This is a genomic window from Thermomonas sp. HDW16 (assembly GCF_011302915.1).
Taxonomy (GTDB): domain Bacteria; phylum Pseudomonadota; class Gammaproteobacteria; order Xanthomonadales; family Xanthomonadaceae; genus Thermomonas.
Map to the genome: position 1 here is coordinate 2,570,497 of NZ_CP049872.1, position 19,355 is coordinate 2,589,851.

The 19,355-nt window shown below is 66.2% G+C and carries 15 protein-coding genes and 1 pseudogene; 2 read left to right on the forward strand and 14 right to left on the reverse strand.

The genetic code is table 11. The features are described from left to right. Position 1 precedes the first annotated feature (1 nt). The gene (gene coaE, locus G7079_RS12200) at positions 2-613 is read left to right on the forward strand and encodes a dephospho-CoA kinase (protein WP_166057567.1); all 612 of its coding nucleotides are present in this window, start codon (positions 2-4) and stop codon (positions 611-613) included. On the opposite strand, the gene G7079_RS12205 is transcribed toward coaE, so the two are convergent. From G7079_RS12205 to G7079_RS12215, 3 genes are all read right to left on the reverse strand, one after another. Then, positions 589-1,563 (reverse strand): Nudix family hydrolase, encoded by a 975-nt coding sequence (locus G7079_RS12205; RefSeq protein ID WP_166057568.1) that lies wholly within the window; start codon positions 1,561-1,563, stop codon positions 589-591. The two genes, coaE and G7079_RS12205, sit on opposite strands and share 25 nt — an antisense overlap. A gap of 58 nt (positions 1,564-1,621) precedes the next feature. Then, on the reverse strand, positions 1,622-4,342 hold the full coding sequence (gene secA, locus G7079_RS12210) for a preprotein translocase subunit SecA (protein ID WP_166057569.1): 2,721 nt from the start codon (positions 4,340-4,342) through the stop codon (positions 1,622-1,624). A gap of 148 nt (positions 4,343-4,490) precedes the next feature. Then, a complete protein-coding gene (locus tag G7079_RS12215; RefSeq protein ID WP_240906291.1) occupies positions 4,491-5,336 on the reverse strand; it encodes a M23 family metallopeptidase in 846 nt (281 codons plus the stop codon). A gap of 116 nt (positions 5,337-5,452) precedes the next feature. Between G7079_RS12215 and G7079_RS13505 the strand changes: the two genes are divergently transcribed. Next, on the forward strand, positions 5,453-5,950 hold the full coding sequence (locus G7079_RS13505; protein WP_166057571.1) for a DciA family protein: 498 nt from the start codon (positions 5,453-5,455) through the stop codon (positions 5,948-5,950). A gap of 91 nt (positions 5,951-6,041) precedes the next feature. Here G7079_RS13505 and lpxC read toward each other — a convergent pair whose 3' ends face one another. The 11 genes and pseudogenes from lpxC to G7079_RS12275 all read right to left on the reverse strand — a co-directional run bounded on the left by lpxC (position 6,042) and on the right by G7079_RS12275 (position 19,335). Beyond that, positions 6,042-6,956, reverse strand: coding sequence for a UDP-3-O-acyl-N-acetylglucosamine deacetylase (gene lpxC / locus G7079_RS12225; RefSeq protein ID WP_166057572.1), 915 nt, complete (start codon positions 6,954-6,956; stop codon positions 6,042-6,044). A 208-nt stretch (positions 6,957-7,164) separates the two neighbouring features. Next, complete coding sequence (gene ftsZ, locus G7079_RS12230) at positions 7,165-8,409, reverse strand: cell division protein FtsZ (RefSeq protein ID WP_166057573.1); 1,245 nt, start codon at positions 8,407-8,409, stop codon at positions 7,165-7,167. A 139-nt stretch (positions 8,410-8,548) separates the two neighbouring features. Beyond that, positions 8,549-9,784, reverse strand: a complete 1,236-nt coding sequence (ftsA, locus tag G7079_RS12235; protein ID WP_166057574.1) for a cell division protein FtsA — start codon at positions 9,782-9,784, stop codon at positions 8,549-8,551. A 13-nt stretch (positions 9,785-9,797) separates the two neighbouring features. Then, positions 9,798-10,556, reverse strand: a complete 759-nt coding sequence (locus G7079_RS12240; RefSeq protein ID WP_240906185.1) for a cell division protein FtsQ/DivIB — start codon at positions 10,554-10,556, stop codon at positions 9,798-9,800. Between the two features lie 5 nt (positions 10,557-10,561). Then, positions 10,562-11,530 (reverse strand): D-alanine--D-alanine ligase, encoded by a 969-nt coding sequence (locus G7079_RS12245; protein ID WP_166057576.1) that lies wholly within the window; start codon positions 11,528-11,530, stop codon positions 10,562-10,564. Continuing rightward, complete coding sequence (gene murC / locus G7079_RS12250) at positions 11,527-12,984, reverse strand: UDP-N-acetylmuramate--L-alanine ligase (RefSeq protein ID WP_166057577.1); 1,458 nt, start codon at positions 12,982-12,984, stop codon at positions 11,527-11,529. The genes G7079_RS12245 and murC overlap by 4 nt, the downstream gene beginning before the upstream one ends. Before the next feature lie 26 nt (positions 12,985-13,010). Then, a pseudogene (gene murG, locus G7079_RS12255) lies at positions 13,011-14,099 on the reverse strand (undecaprenyldiphospho-muramoylpentapeptide beta-N-acetylglucosaminyltransferase); the annotation flags it as partial. After that, positions 14,063-15,403 carry a putative lipid II flippase FtsW gene (ftsW, locus tag G7079_RS12260; protein ID WP_166057578.1) on the reverse strand — a complete coding sequence of 447 codons (1,341 nt, stop codon included), beginning with the start codon at positions 15,401-15,403 and terminating at the stop codon, positions 14,063-14,065. The gene ftsW and the pseudogene murG, both read right to left, overlap by 37 nt. Then, a complete protein-coding gene (gene mraY, locus G7079_RS12265) occupies positions 15,403-16,488 on the reverse strand; it encodes a phospho-N-acetylmuramoyl-pentapeptide-transferase (RefSeq protein ID WP_166057579.1) in 1,086 nt (361 codons plus the stop codon). The genes ftsW and mraY overlap by 1 nt, the downstream gene beginning before the upstream one ends. Further along, complete coding sequence (murF, locus tag G7079_RS12270; protein WP_166057580.1) at positions 16,478-17,866, reverse strand: UDP-N-acetylmuramoyl-tripeptide--D-alanyl-D-alanine ligase; 1,389 nt, start codon at positions 17,864-17,866, stop codon at positions 16,478-16,480. The genes mraY and murF overlap by 11 nt, the downstream gene beginning before the upstream one ends. Continuing rightward, positions 17,863-19,335 (reverse strand): UDP-N-acetylmuramoyl-L-alanyl-D-glutamate--2,6-diaminopimelate ligase, encoded by a 1,473-nt coding sequence (locus G7079_RS12275; RefSeq protein WP_166057581.1) that lies wholly within the window; start codon positions 19,333-19,335, stop codon positions 17,863-17,865. The genes murF and G7079_RS12275 overlap by 4 nt, the downstream gene beginning before the upstream one ends. Positions 19,336-19,355 lie beyond the last annotated feature (20 nt).

Consider the following 19,355-nt stretch of genomic DNA (forward strand, 5'->3'; position numbering starts at 1 on the left):
GATGAGCATGTATGTGATCGGCCTTACAGGTGGCATTGCCTCGGGCAAGAGCGCGGTCAGCCAGCGCTTCGAAGCGCTCGGCATCTTCGTGGCCGATGCCGACCAGGCGGCGCACGATGCGGTGGCGGTCGGTAGCGACGGACTGGCGGACGTGGTCGACATGTTCGGCGAGGGAGTCTTGGCCGCCGACGGCAGCCTGGATCGTCCGGCGATGCGTCGGCGCGTATTCGCGGATCCGGATGCGCGCAAACGGCTGGAAGGCATCATCCATCCACGCGTCCGCGAGCTGCTGCACGAAGCCTGCCTGCACGCCACCGGGCCATACACGATCGCCGCGGTGCCGCTACTGGCCGAAAGCGGCGGGCGCAAGGCGTATCCGTGGTTGCGCCGCATCCTGGTGGTGGACGTACCCGAATCCGTACAGCTGCAGCGCGTGCTGCTGCGCGATGGCATCGACGAAGTGCTGGCGCAGCGCATGATCAAAGTACAGGCCACCCGCCAACAACGGCTGGCGATCGCCGACGATGTGTTGGTCAACGATGGCGCGCTGGACATGCTGGACGAACGGGTGGCGGCGCTGGATCGTCTTTACCGCGCTCTCGCCGCAGGCTGATCAGCCCCCCACAGGCCACGGATCGCGGCGATGCCCTGCGCGCCGTGTTCGCGTGCCATGGCGAGATCATCGATGCCCAGCCCGCCGATTGCGTAGATCGGCAGCGAGACCTGTTCGCGCATTGCCGCGAACGCATCCCAACCGATACCGGAGGCCTCCGGATGGGTGGGCGTCGGCCGCAGCGGACCTACCATGGCGAACGTGCAACCGACCTCTTCGGCGCGCCGCAGGTCCTCGATATGATGACAGGACGCGCCGAGCGGAACGCTACGGGACTTGAGCTGCGCGTAGGCCGCGACGGTGCCGGCTTCATGCAATTGCGCCGCGCGCAGGTGCATGCCCGTTTGCAGCTGCTCGGCCAGCGCGATATCGCCATTCACCAGCACCTCGGCAGCGGCCGTGCGGCACAACGCGACCGCCTCGCCCGCCAGCCGCCGCCATCGCGACGGATCGACCTCCGGCGCACGCAGTTGCAAGCGTCGCACGCCACGGGTCAACGCTCGCTGCAAACCCGCCAGCCATGCGTCATCGTCATCGCCTGGCGCAGGCGTCACCAGGTAGCACTCCGACTGCAGCAGCGCCGCCACCACCGGACGGTCGGCCGGCGGCATCGGGTAACTGGTCAATTTGTGCGGCGGCGCCCAGACCAACGCCTGCCCATCCAGGCCCTTGGGTGTACCGCGGAACTCGACATGGCGCACATCCAGCACCAGTCGCTTGTCCGGGTATTGTTGCGGCACGCGGATCAACGCATCGCCGACGCGGGCCTCGACACCGAGCTCTTCACGCAACTCGCGGACGAGCGCGACTTCGGGCGCTTCGCCAGCTTCGACCTTGCCGCCCGGGAATTCCCACAAGCCGGCAAGATCACGCCCTGCGGTGCGGCGCGCCAGCAGGATGCGGCCGCGGGCATCGCGGATCACACCGGCGACGACGTGGAGTTGTTTCATTGCACCAGTATAGAAAAAGGGGCCAGCGGCCCCTTTTTCGATTCGATGGAAGCAGTGGTCAAGTCAGCTGCCCATGGCAATGCTTGAACTTCTTGCCACTGCCGCAGGGGCAGGGATCGTTGCGGCCAACGCGGGTGAAGTCCGCCATCTGCGCCTGCGCCTGTTGCGCCGCGGCTTCCTCGTCCGCGCCCAACCCGCCCATGTCCGGGTGCTGGAACTGCATCTGCCTTGCGGAAGCTTCGGCGCGCACGCGCTCCTCGGCTTCGGCGGCGGCGATCTCGGCCTCGTCGCGGATGCGCACGCGCGCCAGCAGCGAGACCACTTCGCGCTTCACCTTCTCCAGCAACTCGGAGAATAGCTCGAACGCCTCTTTCTTGTATTCCTGCTTCGGCTGCTTCTGCGCATACCCGCGCAGGTGGATGCCCTGGCGCAGGTAATCCATGCGCGCCAGGTGTTCCTTCCAGTTCTGGTCCAGCACGTTGAGCATCACGTGCTTTTCCAGCATGCGCATGGTCTCGCCGCCAACCTGCGCTTCCTTGCCGGTGAACAACTCCGCGACCGCATCCTGCACCTTGGCCTGGATTCCCTCGGCATCCAGTTCGTCATGTTCCTTGTGCATCTGCTGCAACGGCACGTGCACGCCGTATTCGCTTGCCAGCTCGGCCTCCAGGCCCTGCAGGTCCCACTGCTCGTCGACCGAGTTGGCCGGCACGAAGCGTTCAACCATGTCGCCGACCACGTCGCCACGGATGCCGTCGATGTTGCCCTGCACGCTTTCGGCCTCGAGCAACTCGTCGCGCTGGTTATAGATCACCTTGCGCTGGTCGTTGTTGACGTCGTCGAAGTCGAGCAGGTTCTTGCGGATGTCGAAGTTATGCGCCTCGACCTTGCGCTGCGCGTTGGCGATCTGCTTGGTCACCAAGGGCGACTCGATGATGTCGTCTTCCTTCAGGCCCATCCGCGCCATCACCTTCTGCACCCAGTCGGCGGCGAAGATGCGCATCAGGTTGTCTTCCAGCGACAGGTAGAAGCGCGACGAACCCGGATCGCCCTGGCGGCCGGAGCGGCCGCGCAGCTGGTTGTCGATGCGGCGGCTTTCGTGGCGCTCGGTGCCGACGATGTGCAGGCCGCCGGCGGCCTTGACCGCATCGTGGCGCACCTGCCATTCGGCCTTGAGGCGTTCGCGGGTGGCGGCATCCACTTCACCCTGTGCTTCGAGGTCGGCGATTTCCGCTTCCAGCGAACCGCCCAGCACGATGTCGGTACCGCGGCCGGCCATGTTGGTGGCGATGGTGATCGCACCCGGACGGCCAGCCTGGGCGACGATGTGCGCTTCGCGCTCATGCTGCTTGGCGTTGAGCACTTCGTGCGGGATGCCGGCCTCGCGCAGCGCATCGCTGAGCAGCTCGGAGACTTCGATCGAAGTCGTGCCGACCAGCGCAGGCTGGCCCTTCTCGGCGCATGCCTTGATCTCGTTGGCCACCGCGCGGTACTTGCCGGCGCGGTTGAGGAACACCAAGTCGGAATGATCCTTGCGCACCATGGTGCGGTGGGTGGGGATCACCACCACTTCCAGGCCGTAGATGTTCTGGAATTCGTAGGCTTCGGTGTCCGCGGTACCGGTCATGCCGGCCAGCTTCTTGTACATGCGGAACAGGTTCTGGAAGGTGACCGAGGCCAGCGTCTGGTTCTCGCGCTGCACCGCCACGCCTTCCTTCGCTTCAACGGCCTGGTGCAGGCCATCGGACCAGCGACGGCCCGGCAAGGTGCGACCGGTGAATTCGTCGACGATGATCACTTCGCCATCGCGCACGATGTAGTCCACGTCGTTTTGGTAGATCGCGTGCGCGCGCATCGCCGCATTCAAGTGGTGCACCACGTGGATGTTCTGCGGCGCGTACAGGCTTTCGTCCTCGGCCAGGATCCCGGCGCCACGCAGCAGTTCTTCGGCGTGTTCCTGGCCGACTTCGGACAGGTGCACCTGCTTGCCCTTCTCGTCGACCCAGAAATCGCCGTCGCTGTCTTCCTTCTCCTGCCGGCTCAGCGAGGGCACGATCTGGTTGACGCGCACATACAGTTCCGGCGAATCGTCGGATGGGCCGGAGATGATCAGCGGGGTGCGCGCCTCGTCGATCAGGATGCTGTCGACTTCGTCGATGATCGCGTAGTTGAGGCCGCGCTGGAACCGGTCTTCCTTGGACAGCGCCATGTTGTCGCGCAGGTAATCGAAGCCGATCTCGTTATTGGTGGCGTAGGTGATGTCGCTGTTGTAGGCGGCGCCCTTGTCCGCATGCGCCATGCCCGGATACACCACACCCACGCTCAGGCCCAGCCAGTTGTACAGCTTGCCCATCTGCGCGGCGTCGCGGCGCGCCAGGTAGTCGTTGACCGTGACCACATGCACGCCCTTGCCTTCCAGCGCATTGAGGTACACCGCCAGCGTCGCGGTCAGGGTCTTGCCCTCGCCGGTACGCATTTCGGCGATCTTACCGCTGTGCAGGACCATGCCGCCGACCAGCTGCACATCGAAGTGGCGCATGCCGAACACGCGTACCGAAGCTTCACGACACACGGCGAACGCTTCCGGCAGCAACTTGTCCAGTGATTCGCCCTTGGCGTGGCGCGCCTTGAATTCGTCGGTCTTGGCCTTCAGCGCCTCGTCGGAGAGCGCCTGCATCTGCGGCTCCAGCGCGTTGATCTTCTTGACGATGCCGGAGAGTTGCTTGAGCAGGCGTTCATTGCGGCTGCCAAAGACGCTGGTGAGCAGGCTATTGAGCATTGGAGTGTGGATCCTGGCAGGATGCGCGCTTCAGCGCGGCATCGGAATGGGCAAACGGCAAAAACGGGCGTCGAACGCCCGTTTTGGCAGTCGTCTAGTGTAACTGGAGGCGGCTTGCGACGCTTGCAAGCCACCACGCGCGGCGATGTCAGCCGCGCGTCGGCCCGTGACGCGCCAGTGCGTCGTTGTGACCCAGGAACTTGCGCGGGTTGACCACCACGCCGTCCTGCCAGACCTCGAAATGCACGTGCGCGCCGGTGGATCGTCCGGTGGAACCAGCCTTGGCGATCTCCTGGCCGCTGCGGACCAGGTCGCCCACGCTGCGCTCAAGGCGGGAGTTGTGCGCGTAGCGGGTCACGTAGCCGTTGCCGTGGTCGATCTCGACCACGTTGCCGTAACCGGAACGAACGCCCGAATAGCTGATCACGCCATCGGCCACCGCCAGCACCGGATCGCCCACGTCGGCTTCGAAATCGATGCCTTTGTGGAACTGGTGGCCGCCGCCGAACGGATCGGCGCGGCCGCCGAAGCCGGAGGTGATGTAGCTGTTCGCGATCGGATCGCGCGAGGGCATCGCATTGCGATCCAGCGCACGGTTGAACAGTAGCGATTCCAGCACCGTCAGTTGGGTGTCGGCATCACGGTACTGGCCTTCCAGTGCGGCCAGGCGTTGGCGCAATTCGGCCGGTGGCATGTCGCTGGCGCGGCCGGCGCCACCTTGGCCCACCGGCTTGTCGAATTCGAATTCACCGTCCTGCAGCTGGCCGGCCTGGGTCAAGCGCGCGCCCAGTGCGTTCAAACGGTTGGCTTGGGCCTGCAGCTCGGCCAAGCGTGCGGCTAGCGCATTCACTTCGTGCTGGGCCTCACGGCGCACCCTGTCCAGTTCGGCTTGGCGGCTGGCGTCGGCGGCCTGCATCGCTTCGACCTGGGCCAGGCCGACGACGCTGCGGCCACCGGCACCCAACAGCACGCCCACCGCCAACACGGCGCCCATTGCCGCCAACGGGCGACGCAGGGCCTGGAAGCGCAGCTTGTAGGCCAGCGCGATCAGGCGTTGACGCGTATCTTGTCGGGAATTCCCGTGTCGCTGGTTTGTTTCGGTCATTACGTATGCCTAGTTCGCGGCCCTCATCTCCGTCCGACCCCCGCGGCGCGCTGCAAGCGCTGCTCACGGAAGCCTCCGGCGACACCCTGCGCCGTGCCCAATGGCTCGACACGGTGGACCAGTTGTTGCGCCCCCACCTGCCGCCGGGTCTAGCCGCACATGCGCGGTTGGCGAACGTGCGTGGCGACATGCTCGTTTTCGTCGTCGATGCGCCGGTCTGGCATGCCAAGTTGCGGCTGGCCACGCGGGAACTGGTCGACGCCGCCCGCTCCGTCGGGCTCGATGTCACGGGGTTGAGCGTCAAGACGACCCTGCAACCGTTGCGACCGCTAGCGCCAGCCGCACGCACCGCACCACCAATGTCGGCGGCCGGCCAATCGCAATTGGAGGCTGCCCTTGCACTGCTGCGATCCGACGACGCCAAAGGCGCCGAAGCGGGCCACAAGGCCGGGGCACGAAGGACACGGAAAGCGCCCACGGAACCGACCAGCGGGGCATCCTAACTTCACAAGTCCGTGATTTTGTTAAATAAACCGAAACACAAAGCTGAATAGGGTGCACCCAGTCACAGGACGGCCACCCCAGCCGATCGGTTCAGGTTGCTGGGACGGCGGTCCCGTAAAGCACCGGCGGTGCAGCCACCGGGTCGGTGAAACTGACCTCATCCCAGGCCTCGACATCGGCCAACAGGGCCCGCACCAGCTTGTTGTTGAGCGCATGGCCGGACTTGAAACCCTCGAACGCGCCGATCACGGCGTGCCCGGCCAGGTACAGGTCGCCCACCGCGTCGAGAATCTTGTGGCGGACGAATTCGTCGGCGTAGCGCAGGCCGTCCTCGTTCAGGACACGGAATTCGTCCAGCACGATGGCATTGTCCATCGAACCGCCCAAGCCCAGGTTGCGCTCGCGCATGTATTCCAGGTCGTGCATGAAGCCGAAGGTGCGGGCACGGCTGACTTCGCGGACATAGGCATCGGTGGAAAAGTCCACTTCGGCCCGCGACAGCGAGGCCGGGATCGCCGGATGCTTGAACTCGACGGTGAAGCCGATGCGGAAGCCGTCGTACGGTTCGAAACGGGCGATCTTGTCGCCATCGCGCACTTCCACGGGCTTCTTGATGCGGATGAAGCGCTTGGGCGCGTTCTGCTCGGCAATGCCGGCGGACTGCAGCAGGAACACGAATGGACCGGCGGAACCGTCCATGATCGGTACTTCCGGCGCGGTCAATTCGATATAGGCATTGTCGATGCCGAGCCCCGCCAGCGCGGACAGCAGGTGCTCGACGGTCTGCACCTTCGCCGCGCCCTTGGACAGGCCGGTGCACAACACGGTTTCGGTGACCAGGTTGGCGTCGGCCGGGATTTCGACCACGGGATCGAGGTCGGCGCGACGGAACACGATGCCGGTGTCGATCGGGGCCGGGCGCAGGGTCAGGAAGACCTTGTCGCCGCTATGCAGGCCCACGCCCGTAGCGCGGATCAGGTTCTTGAGGGTGCGCTGGCGCAACATCGGCGAAGATTACCACGCAGGTCGCTGAACCTGAACGTAAAAACCGCTGCGTTCCATGGCTGAAACGACGGTGACGAAAGGGGCCGGCCGGCTCGACGCCGACCGACCAGAAGGCACGCCGGGCGGGCAACCCGGGTGCAATGGGACATGACGTTGCCTTGCTTCCTTGCGCGTCATCCCGGCAACAACCGGAATGACGAGCCCGACATCAATCCGCCTGGCGGCGCAGGAAGGCTGGGATATCCAGGTAATCGTCCTTCGGCAGTTCGGCCACCGCAGGCGCGGATTCAGCGCTGCGGCGCAGGCTGCCGGCAATGCCCAGACCCGGGTTCGGCATGAACGGGTCGGCCACTTCGTCGATCATCATGCCGGTGGTGCCGTCGCGCTTGCCCTGGATCAGCTGCACCTGCGGGCGACGCGGGGCATCGAAGCCGGTCTCGAAGCGGGCGCTGGTCTCGTGGCGATCACGCGGCTGCGACTGGCGGCCGCTGGCGCGATTGAGGCCGGTGGCGACTACGGTCACGCGCACTTCGTCCTGCATCTCCGGATCCAGCACGGTACCGATGACCACGGTGGCGTCTTCGGAAGCGAACTGTTCCACGGTGCGGCCCACCTCGTCGAACTCGGCCATGGTGAAGTCCGGGCCGGCGGTGATGTTGACCAGGATGCCGTTGGCGCCGGACAGATTGACGTCGTCCAGCAGCGGGTTCTGGATCGCGCCTTCGGCCGCAGCCTGGGCACGGTCGTCGCCGCGTGCGCTGCCGGTGCCCATCATCGCCAGGCCCATTTCGGACATGACGGTGCGCACGTCGGCGAAATCGACGTTGATCAGGCCCGGACGCACGATCAGGTCGGCGATGCCCTGTACGGCGCCGAGCAGCACATCGTTCGCCGCACGGAACGCCTGGATCATGGTGGCGTTGCGGCCCAGCACGGTGATCAGCTTTTCATTCGGGATGGTGATCAGCGAGTCGCAGTGCTGGCTCAGTTCCTCGATGCCCTTCAGCGCCACCTGCATGCGGCGGCGGCCTTCGAACGGGAACGGCTTGGTGACCACGGCCACGGTCAGGATGCCGAGCTCCTTGGCGATCTGCGCCACCACCGGCGCCGCGCCGGTACCGGTGCCGCCACCCATGCCGGCGGTGATGAACACCATGTCCGCGCCGCTGAGCGCATCGATGATCGTTTCGCGGTCTTCCAGTGCGGCCTGACGGCCGACTTCCGGGTTCGCGCCCGCACCCAGGCCCTTGGTGACGTTGCCGCCTAGTTGCAGCTGGGTCTTCGCGCCGCAGTTCTTGATCGCCTGCGAGTCGGTGTTGGCGGTGATGAATTCCACGCCGTCCACGCTGCTGCTGACCATGTGCGCCACGGCATTGCCGCCGCCACCGCCCACGCCAACGACCTTGATCACCGCATTGGGTGCCATCTTTTCAACCAGTTCGAAATGCGCCATGTCCGTGTCCTCTTGTTATGTGTTGCTTGTTTGAGAGTGTGTTTGCCTGGAGGTGTTGCTTGGTTGGATGTCGTGTTGCCTGCACTCCGCCCTACCCACCGCACGCCGTCGCGCCCTCGCGCCGGCGTTGTCTTCTTCGTCAGAACTCGCCGCGATACCACTTGCTCAACTTGCCGAACAGGCCGCCCACCTTGTTGCTGGGCAGTACCGAGCGCCTCGGGTTCTCGATCTGGCTGCCCATCAGCAGCAAGCCGACGCCGGTGGCGTGCACCGGATTGCCGACCACTTCGCCAAGGCCTGTGACGTGCTGCGGGATGCCGATGCGCACCGGCATCTGCAGCATTTCCTCGGCCAGCTCGACCACGCCTTCCATCTTCGAAGCGCCGCCGGTCAGCACCATGCCGGCGCGCACCAGTTGCTCAAAGCCGGAGCGGCGCAGTTCGGCCTGCACCATCTCGAAGATTTCCTCGTAGCGCGCCTGCACCGCCTGCGCCAGCGCGTGCCGCGGCAGGCGACGCGGCGGACGATCGCCGACGCTGGGCACCTGGATCGATTCTTCCGCGCGCGCCAGTTGCGCCAGCGCGCAGGCGTAACGCACCTTGATCTGCTCGGCTTCCGGCGTGGGCGTGCGCAGCATGTGCGCGATGTCCTCGGTCACCTTGTCGCCTGCGACCGGCAGGCTGGCGGTGTGGCTGATCGCGCCCTGCACGAACACCGCGATGTCGGTGGTACCGGCGCCCATGTCGACCAGCACCACGCCGAGCTCGCGCTCGTCCGGGGTCAGCACCGCGGTGCTGGAGGCCAGCGAAGACAGCACCAGGTCGTCCACCTGCAGGCCGCAGCGCTGCACGCACTTGCTGATGTTGGCCGCCGCCGACTGCGCGCACACCACCAGGTGCGCATGCACCTCCAGCCGCACGCCGCTCATGCCGACGGGATTGCGGATGCCTTCCTGCGAATCGTCCAGCACGTAGTCGCGCGGGATCGCGTGCAGGATCTTCTGGTCGGCCGGGATGGCGACCGCCTTGGCCGCTTCCAGCACGCGGTCGAGGTCGGCATAAGTCACTTCGCCATCGCGGATCGGGGCGATGCCCTGCGAGTTGCGGCACTGCACGTGGTTGCCGCTGATCGATGCATACACGCTGCGCACTTCGCAGCCGGCCATCAGTTCGGCTTCTTCCACCGCACGCTGGATCGACTGCACGGTTGAATCGATATCGACCACCACGCCGCGGCGCAGCCCGCGCGATTCGTGCGAGCCGATCCCGATCACCTCGATCGGTTCGCCCGGCGCGTACTCGCCGACCAGTGCGGTGACCTTGGAGGTGCCGATGTCGAGGCCGACGATCAGCGACTTGTCGCCCTTGCGGTTCATGCGATTCCTTTCATCAACATAGACCCGTTGCGCAACGAAGCGGCCACGGGTTGGGGAGCGATGCAGCGGCCTTCGGTGGCTTCGGCAGGTCGGCCCAGGTCAGCGAAAAACCGTTCGTGTAGCGCAGGTCGGCGCGCGCAAGGCGCTGGCCGGGGTGTTGCGCAGCCAACCGCGGCAGCAACGGCGCGAAGCGATCCAGGCGGATGTCCGGATCGTTGCGGCCAAGCACCACTTCGGTGCCGTTGTTGAGCGTGATCGACCAGCTGCCGCGCGTGTCCAGTGCCACGCCATGCACCCCGCCGACGTTCGCCAGCCGTTCGCGCGCCTGGTTGTAGAGGGCCACCACGTCCATCGCGCGCGATTCCGGGCCGTCAAGCTGCGGCAAGCCGGGCGGCACTTTCACGTCCTTCGCCGGGAAGATGCGGCCCTGCTCGGACAGCAGGTGCTCCGCGCCCCAGCGCGCGAACGGGCGGTGTTCACTGATCCGCACTTCCAAGATGTCCGGCCAGTGCTTGCGCACTTCCGCGCGTTCGACCCATGGCAGCGCGGTGACCGCCGCCTGGATCTTGTTCGGTTGCACAGCGAAGAAGCCGCGCTGTACAAACGGCAACACGGTCGCGCGCAACTGCGCTTCGTCCACCCGCTGAACGTCGCCCTGCACGCGCAAGGTGCGCAGCGGGAATTGCGTGCTGCCCACCCAGCCATTGACCACGGCCACCACCGGCAACACCACCAAGGCCACGGCCAGGATCCACGCCAACAGTCGCAGCATTGCGCTCAACTGCGTGCCTCCCCATTCGGGGCGGGCATGGACTGCTCGAGGATACGCCAGCACAACTCGTCGAATTCCACGCCCAGCTGGCGCGCCGCCTTCGGCACCAGCGAATGGCTGGTCATGCCCGGCGCGGTGTTCACTTCCATCAGCATCAGGCGGCCATCACCATGGCGCATCACGTCCACCCGGCCCCAACCGCTGCAACCTGCGGCGCGAAAACCATCCAGCGCCAGCGCGCGGATCGCGTCTTCATCGGCGCCTTCTAGGCCGGGGCAGATGTACTGGGTATCGTCGGCGATGTACTTGGCGTGGTAGTCGTACCAGTCGCCCGCCGGCACGATCCGCACCGACGGCAGCACCACATCACCCACCACACCCACGGTGAATTCGCCGCCGGTGAGCATCTGTTCGGCCAGCAGCTCGCCAGCATAACCGGCAGCAAAATCCAGTGCCGGCTGCAGGTCGGCCTGCTCCATCACGCGGAACACGCCCACGCTGGAACCCTCGGTCGAGGGCTTGATGAATACCGGCAGGCCCAGTTCGCGAACTGCGGCAGCGAGATCGCTGCCCGCCGCGATGCGCACGAATCGCGCGGTTGGTAAGCCGGCGGACTGCCACACCTGCTTGGTGCGGATCTTGTCCATGGTCAGCGCGCTGCCCAGCACGCCGGGGCCGGTGTACGGCACTTCGAAGCCTTCCAGCAGGCCCTGCAGCACGCCGTTTTCGCCGTCTCCGCCATGCAGGATGTTGAACACGCGGTCGAACTTGCCGTGCACCAGCGCGTCCAACAACGCAGGAATGCCGTCCACCGCATGCGCGTCCATGCCGCGCGACTGCAGGGCTTCGAGCACATTGCTGCCCGAGTTCAGCGAGACTTCGCGCTCGGCGCTGCTGCCACCCATCAGTACAGCAACGCGACCGAAATCGCGCGGGTCGGTAATTCGCAGCGGCGGGAACACGTGCGCGCTCATGCGCCGGCTCCTGAAGGGGATGTTCCGCTGAAACCGTTGCGCGCAATCAGCTGCGCGGCCGCGCCGATATCGCCCGCGCCCATCATCAGCAGCAGGTCGCCGTCTCGCAGCACGCCGGCCAATGCGTCGCCCAGTTCGCCGGCGCTGCCGACCACCACCGGATCGACACGGCCGCGGGTGCGGATCGAGCGCGCCAACGACTTGGCATCGGCACCGGCGATCGGTGCTTCGCCGGCCGGATACACCTCGGTCAGCACCAGCGCATCGACGGTCGACAGCACTGCCGCGAATTCGTCGAACAGGTCGCGCGTACGCGAGTAGCGATGCGGCTGGAACGCAACGACCAGCCGCTTGTCCGCCCAACCGCCACGCGCCGCGTCGAATACCGCGGCGAGCTCCTTCGGATGGTGGCCGTAATCGTCGACCAGCACCACCTCGCCACCGCCTTCCAGCGGCAATGTCGCCAGTTGGTTGAAGCGACGGCCGATGCCGGCGAAATTCTCCAGCGCGCGGGCGATGGCTTCATTGGCCACGCCCAGCTGCCATGCCACCGCGGACGCCGCCAGCGCATTCTGCACGTTGTGCTTGCCAGGCAAGGCCAAGGTGCAGGCGGTGCGCGAACCATCCGGCAGGCACAGCGTGTAGTGCATGCGCCCGCCCTGCTGCTGCACGTCTTCGGCGCGCACGTCGGCATGCTCGGCGAAACCGTAGGTCACCACGTGGCGCGGGGTGTTCTCGGCCAGCGCCGCGACTTCGACATCGTCGATGCACAGCACGGCCAATCCGTAGAACGGCAGCCGGTGCAGGAATTCGGAGAAGGCCCGCTTGACCTGCTCGAAGTCGCCGCCGTAGTTCTCCAAATGATCGGCATCGATATTGGTGACGATGGCGACGGCAGGGTTCAGGCGCAGGAAGCTGCCGTCGCTTTCGTCGGCTTCGGCCACCAGCCAGGCGCCCTTGCCCAGCCGCGCGTTGGCGCCGGCCGCAAGCAACTGGCCGCCGATGACGAAGGTCGGATCCAGGCCACCTTCGGCCAGCACGCTTGCAAGCAAGGAGGTGGTCGTGGTCTTGCCATGGGTACCGGCCACCGCGATGCCGCGCTTGAAACGCATCAGCTCGGCCAGCATCTCCGCACGCGGGACGATCGGGATGCGTTGCGCGCGCGCTTCCAGCAATTCGGGATTGTCCGGCTTGATCGCGCTGCTGACCACGATGCAATCGGCATCCAGCACGTTCGCTGCCGCGTGACCTTTGCACACGGTCGCGCCCAGCGACGCCAAGCGCTTGGTCACCGCATTGTCCGCGTTGTCCGAACCGCTGACCTGGTAACCGAGCGTGCACAGCACCTCCGCTATTCCGCTCATGCCGACGCCGCCGATGCCGACGAAATGCACGCGCGGGAACGCCTTGGCCAAATCGCCGATCTGCTGCAGGCGCAGGCTGTGGACGGACATCAGGCGGCTTCCTTGTTGATTATTGCCAATACCGCGTCGGCGACGCGTTCGGCGGCATCGGGTTTCGCCAGCGCGCGCGCGGCGTCGGCCATGGCGAAACGACGCGCAGGATCACGCGTAAGTTCGGCCAACACAGTGCGCAACTGCGTCGCGAGCGCGTCGTCCTGCTTGAGCAGCAGCGCTGCGCCGCGTTCGACCAGGTATTCGGCGTTGCGGGTCTGGTGATCGTCGACCGCTTGCGGGAACGGCACCAGCACGCTACCGACGCCGACCGCGCAGAGTTCCGCCAGCGTCAGCGCGCCGGCACGGCAGACCACGATGTCCGCCCATGCATAGGCATCGGCCATGTCGGCAATGAAGGGTTCCACGCGTGCGGTGACGCCGGCATCGGCATACGCCTTGCGCGCATCGTCGAGCATTTTTTCACCGGCTTGGTGCAGCACATCGACCGGCAGGCCGAGCGCGGCGATCGCCTGTGGCACCGCATGATTCAACGCGCGCGCGCCCTGGCTGCCGCCGAGCACCAGCAGGCGCAGCGCGCCGCCATGGTGGAAGTCGCGCCGCGCCGGCGGCAGCACCTGCGCGATCTGCACGCGCACCGGATTGCCGACCAGCACTTCATCCGAGAACGTCTGCGGGAAGCCGACCAGCACCTGCTTCGCGAACTTCGCCAGCACCTTGTTGGTCATGCCGGCGGCGCGGTTCTGTTCATGCACCAGCAATGGGATGCCGGCGATGCGTGCGGCAAGACCGCCTGGCCCCGCAGCATAGCCGCCGAAGCTCACCACCACATCCGGCCTGCGCAGGCGCAGTACGCGCGCGGCATCGCGTACCGCACGCAGCACGCGCAGTGGCGCCGACAGCAAGGTGGCGATGCCCTTGCCGCGCAGTCCTTTCACCGCGATGGTGTCGATGGACACACCATGCTGCGGCACCAGACGCGTTTCCATGCCGCCGTCCGCGCCCAGCCAACCCACGTTTGCACCGCGCGCGCGCAGCGCCTGCGCAACCGCAAGGCCGGGGAAGATGTGGCCGCCGGTGCCGCCAGCGAGAATCATCACGTTGGGCGACTTGCTGCTCAACGCGACCTCCGCAATGCGGAGAGGGCGGCGGATTCGGAAGACGTGCCCATGCTGGGCTCGACACGCTGGCGCAGGCGGCTGGTGCCTCGCGTGGTCGCGTCCGCAGGAATCGGCGGCTGCGAAGTCTGTGGCGCCGTGCCCACCGACGGGCCGGTCGCCACGCCGCGCAGTTTCGCGACTTGCCGCGCGGCGCGCTCGTATTCGTAGGAGACGCGCAACAGCAGTCCAAGCGCGGCGCACGTCATCAGCACCGACGAGCCACCAGAGGAGATCAGCGGCAAGGTCAAGCCCTTGGTCGGCAGCAGGCCCATGTTCACGCCGATCGAGACGCAACTTTGCAGCGACATCCACAGCGCGATGCCGAACGCAATGTAACCGGCGAAATGACGCTTCATCTCCACGCACTTCAGGCCCAGCCAGAACGCACGGCCGGCCAGCAACACGTACATGCCGATCACCGCGCACACGCCGGCAAAACCGAGCTCCTCGGCGATCACCGAAAAAATGAAATCGGTATGCGCTTCCGGCAGGTAATTCAGCTTCTGCACCGAAGCGCCCAAGCCCACGCCGAACCATTCGCCGCGGCCGATCGCCATCAGTGCATTGCTCAGCTGGTAACCGGCGCCTAACTGGTCCTGCCACGGGTCCATGAACGAGGTGACGCGACGCATGCGATAGGGTTCGAACACCACCAACAGCACCAACGCCGGCACCAACAGGAAGATCGGCAGCGCGATGCGCTGGATCGGCGCACCACCCAGCAACAGCATGCAGGTGGTGATGCCCAGCAGCAGCACCGAGGAACCGAAGTCCGGTTGCAGCAGCAGCAGCACCACCAGTGCGCCGACCACGCCCACCGGCTTGAGCATTGCCGTCCAGGTGACCGCCACGTCCTCGCTGTAGCGCTTCAGGTAACTCGCCAGCCACACGATGTAGAGCACCTTGACCGCTTCCACCACCTGAAACTTGGAGATGCCCAGGTTGATCCAGCGCTTGGCGCCATTGACCGTGCTGCCCAGCCCCGGCACGTACACCATCAGCAACAAGGCGAAACAGGCCAGCAGCAGCAACTGGCTGTGCTGCTCGACGGTCTTCAGCTCGGTGCGCATGGCGATGGCGGCCAACACCAAACCGCCGGCCAGGAACATCGCGTGCTTATTCAGGAAATACCACGGCCCGACGTCCATGCCGGCACCGGCGACGGCGGCCGAACCGACCATCACTACGCCGAAGCAGGCCAACGCGATCGACACGCCCAGCAGCCACGGGTCGAAGCGACCGCCGATATCATCGACGCGGGTGGCCTGGCGTGGCGTGTCGAAGGTCGTGGCACTCATCAGCGGATCTTCAACGTGGCGAGACCGACCAGCACCAGCACCACGCTGATGATCCAGAAGCGCACGATCACGCGCGGTTCCGGCCAACCCTTCAGTTCGAAGTGGTGGTGGATCGGCGCCATCCGGAACACGCGCTTGCCGGTGAGCTTGAAGCTGGCGACCTGGATCATCACCGACAGGGTCTCGATGACGAAGATGCCGCCCATGATCACCAACACCAGCTCCTGGCGCACGATCACCGCGATGGTGCCCAGTACCGCACCCAACGCCAGCGCACCGATGTCGCCCATGAACACCATGGCGGGATAGGTGTTGAACCACAGAAAGCCCAGGCCCGCGCCGGCGATCGCCGCGCAGAACACGACAAGTTCACCTGCACCCGGCACCCGTGGGATCTGCAGGTATTCGGCGAACACGGCGTTGCCAGAGGCATAGGCGAACACGCCCAGCGCACACGCCACCAGCACGGTCGGCATGATCGCCAGGCCATCCAGGCCATCGGTCAGGTTGACCGCGTTGGAGAAACCGACGATCCAGAAATACGCGATGGCGACGAAACTGACCCCTACCAACGGCAGTGCGATCGACTTGAAGAACGGCACATAGAAGGTGGTTGCCGCCGGCACGTCGGCATAGGCGTACAGGTAGATGCCGGCGGCCAGGCCGAGCAGCGACTGCAGCGCGTACTTGGTGCGCGACTTCATCCCGTTCGGATCGCGCCTGACGATCTTGATCCAGTCGTCCCACCAGCCGATCGCGCCGAAGCCGACCATGATCACCAACACGACCCAGACATACTTGTTGCGGAGATCGGCCCACAGCAGCACGGAGGCCGCGATGGACAACAGGATCAGCGAGCCTCCCATGGTCGGCGTACCGGCCTTGGAGAAATGCGATTGCGGGCCATCCTTGCGGATCGGCTGGCCGCCCTTCAGCGTGCCCAGGTAGCGAATCATCCGCGGCCCCCACCACAGCGAGAACGCGAGCGCAGTGAGTGCACCAAGAATGGCACGGAAGGTCAGGTAGTTGAACAGGCCAAAATGGCCCTGCAACTGCTCCAGCCAACGGGTTAGCTCAAGCAGCATCAGCCTCTCCCTTGTCGGCGGCCGCATCGGATGCGAGCAGCGCCTTGACAATGCGATCCATCGCGCTGCCGCGCGATCCCTTTACCAGTACGCGCACACCGGCGCGCAGTTCAGCGGACAACGCATCCGCGAGTTCCGCATGCGAGGCGTATGCGCGCGCGCCGTCGCCGAAGGCATCCGCCGCGGCCTTGCTCAGCGCGCCCAGCGTGTACAGCCGTGCGATGCCGGCTGCCTTCGCGCGTGCGCCGGCTTGTGCATGCAGCGTCACTTCGTCGACACCCAATTCGCGCATGTCGCCTAGCACCAACCACGCCTCGGATCCGCTGGCGGCCAGGATGTCGATGGCCGCCGCCACCGAGCCCGGATTGGCGTTGTAGCTGTCGTCCACCAGCATCGCGCCGTTGTACAGGCGATGCGCCACTTGCCGGCCACCGACCGGACGCGCGGCTTGCAACCCTTCCACGATGACGGCCAGCGGCACGTCCAGCGCCAACGCGACTGCGGTTGCCGCTAATGCATTACGCACGTTGTGGAGGCCCGGCATCGCCAACATCAACGCGGCGCGGCCCTGTGGGGTGACAAGGGTGAAGCGCGAACCTTCGGCATCGATCTCGATATCGCGCGCACTCACCTCGGCGCTGGCGTCGAGTCCAAAGTGGATCACCCGATGACTGCCGGCGCGCTCCGCGAAGTACGGCGCGAATGCATCATCGGCATTGATCACGGCGGTGCCGCTATCGCGCAGGTCATCGTAGACCGCGGCCTTGGTGTTGGCGATTTCCAGCAGGCTACCCATGCGCTCCAGGTGCGCGGGCGCCACGTTGTTGACCAGGCCCACGTCCGGCGCCGCGATCGCGGTCAGGTAGGCGATGTCGCCGGGTGCGCCAGTGCCCATCTCGTAGATGGCGAAATCGGCATCGTCCGGTGCATCCAGCACCGCCAGCGGCATGCCGATCTCGTTGTTGCGGTTGCCCGGCGTGGCGTAGGTCTTGCCAGCGCGCGACAGCACGGCTTCGATCAGCGTCTTGACGCTGGTCTTGCCGTTGCTGCCAGTGATCGCCACTACCCTGGTGCGCGAACGCCCGCGCTGCACCGCGGCGGCGAAGTCGGCCAACGCGTGCTGGGTATCGGCCACGACGACCTGCGCAATCGATGTCTCGACTACGCGCGACACCAGCGCCGCCACGCAGCCACCGGCAGTCGCCGCAGCCACGTGGTCGTGGCCATCGAAATTCTCGCCTTTCAGCGCGACGAACAAGGCATCACGGCCTTGCGGCAATGCACGAGTATCGGTGGTGACGGCATCAACGGTGCGATCCACGCCATGCAAACGGCCTGAAGTGACCTGCGCGATCCACGACAGCACGCGCGGCGTCATGCGCGCCTCCGCAGAATGTCGCGCGCGGTCGCGGTGTCGTCGAACGGATGCTTGATGCCGTTGATTTCCTGGTAGGGCTCGTGGCCCTTGCCGGCGATCAGCACCACGTCGTCCGCACCGGCCAAGCCGATCGCCTCGACGATGGCGGTGGCCCGGTCGCGCAGCACGATGGCGCGCGCCGCATCGGCGAAGCCGGCCATGATGTCGGCGACGATCCGGTCGCCATCCTCGGTACGCGGATTGTCGTCGGTGACGATGGCGACGTCCGCGCCGCGTTCGGCGATTGCCGCCATCTGCGGGCGCTTGCCGCGATCACGATCACCGCCGCAACCGAAGACGCAGACCAGCTTGCCGGCGGTATGCGCGCGCAGCGAGGACAGTGCCTGTTCCAGCGCGTCCGGGGTGTGTGCGTAATCGACCACGACCAGCGGCAGTCCGCCCTCGCCACCCAAGCGATTCATGCGACCGTCGACCGGCACCAGCTGCGACAGCGTTTCCGCGACCAGGGCCGGCGCCATGCCCATCGCGAACAACGTCGCGGCGACGCCGAGCAAGTTGTCGACATTGAAGCGGCCCAGCAGCGACGAACGCACCGGATGCGCCTGGTTGCCGGCCTGCAGCAGGAAGCGGATGCCGCTGCCGTCGAGCTGCACTTCTTCGGCACGCACGACCGCACCGGCCGCGCCGCGCGAGGAGAACCCGATCACCCGCACCCTGCCGCCGACCGCCTCGAACAGCTCGCGGCCGAACGGATCGTCCAGGTTGACCGTGGCCGCGCGCAGGCCGGGCCAGTCGAACAGTTTCTTCTTGGCCGCGCCGTAGCTGGCCATGTCGCCGTGGTAATCCAGATGATCACGGGTGAGGTTGGTGAACACCGCGACATCGAAATGCACGCCGTCCACGCGCCCCTGGTCCAGCGCGTGCGAGGACACTTCCATCGCTACCGCCTGTGCACCTTCGTCGCGCAGTTCGGCCAGCAGCGCATGCAGGCGCAACACCAGCGGCGTGGTGAAGCCGGTCGGATTGATTTTCGGCCACACGCCGGCACCCAGCGTGCCGATGGTGCCGGCCTTCTGCCCACGCAGCGTCCACGCCTGCGCCAACAGCTGCACGGTCGAGGTCTTGCCGTTGGTGCCGGTCACGCCGACCGTGGCCATCGCCGCGCTGGGCTGGTCATGGAAAGCATCGGCCATCGCGCCCATCCGCGCACGCAGGCCGACCACCGGGATCGCATCCTCCGGCGCCTGCAACTCGCCTGGGGACGGCGGCTCGAACAGGATCGCGGCGGCACCGGCTTCGCGCGCCGCATCGACGAAATTCAGGCCATGCGCGCCGAAGCCGGCGATGGCGACAAACGCATCGCCCGGCCTGATCTCGCGGCTGTCCTGCACCAGGCCGGTGACCGCGAGGTCAGCGGACAGACCTTCCAGTTCCGGCAGCAGTTCGCCGAGCAACATGGCGCGGGTCATGGCACCGCCCTCGCCGCTGG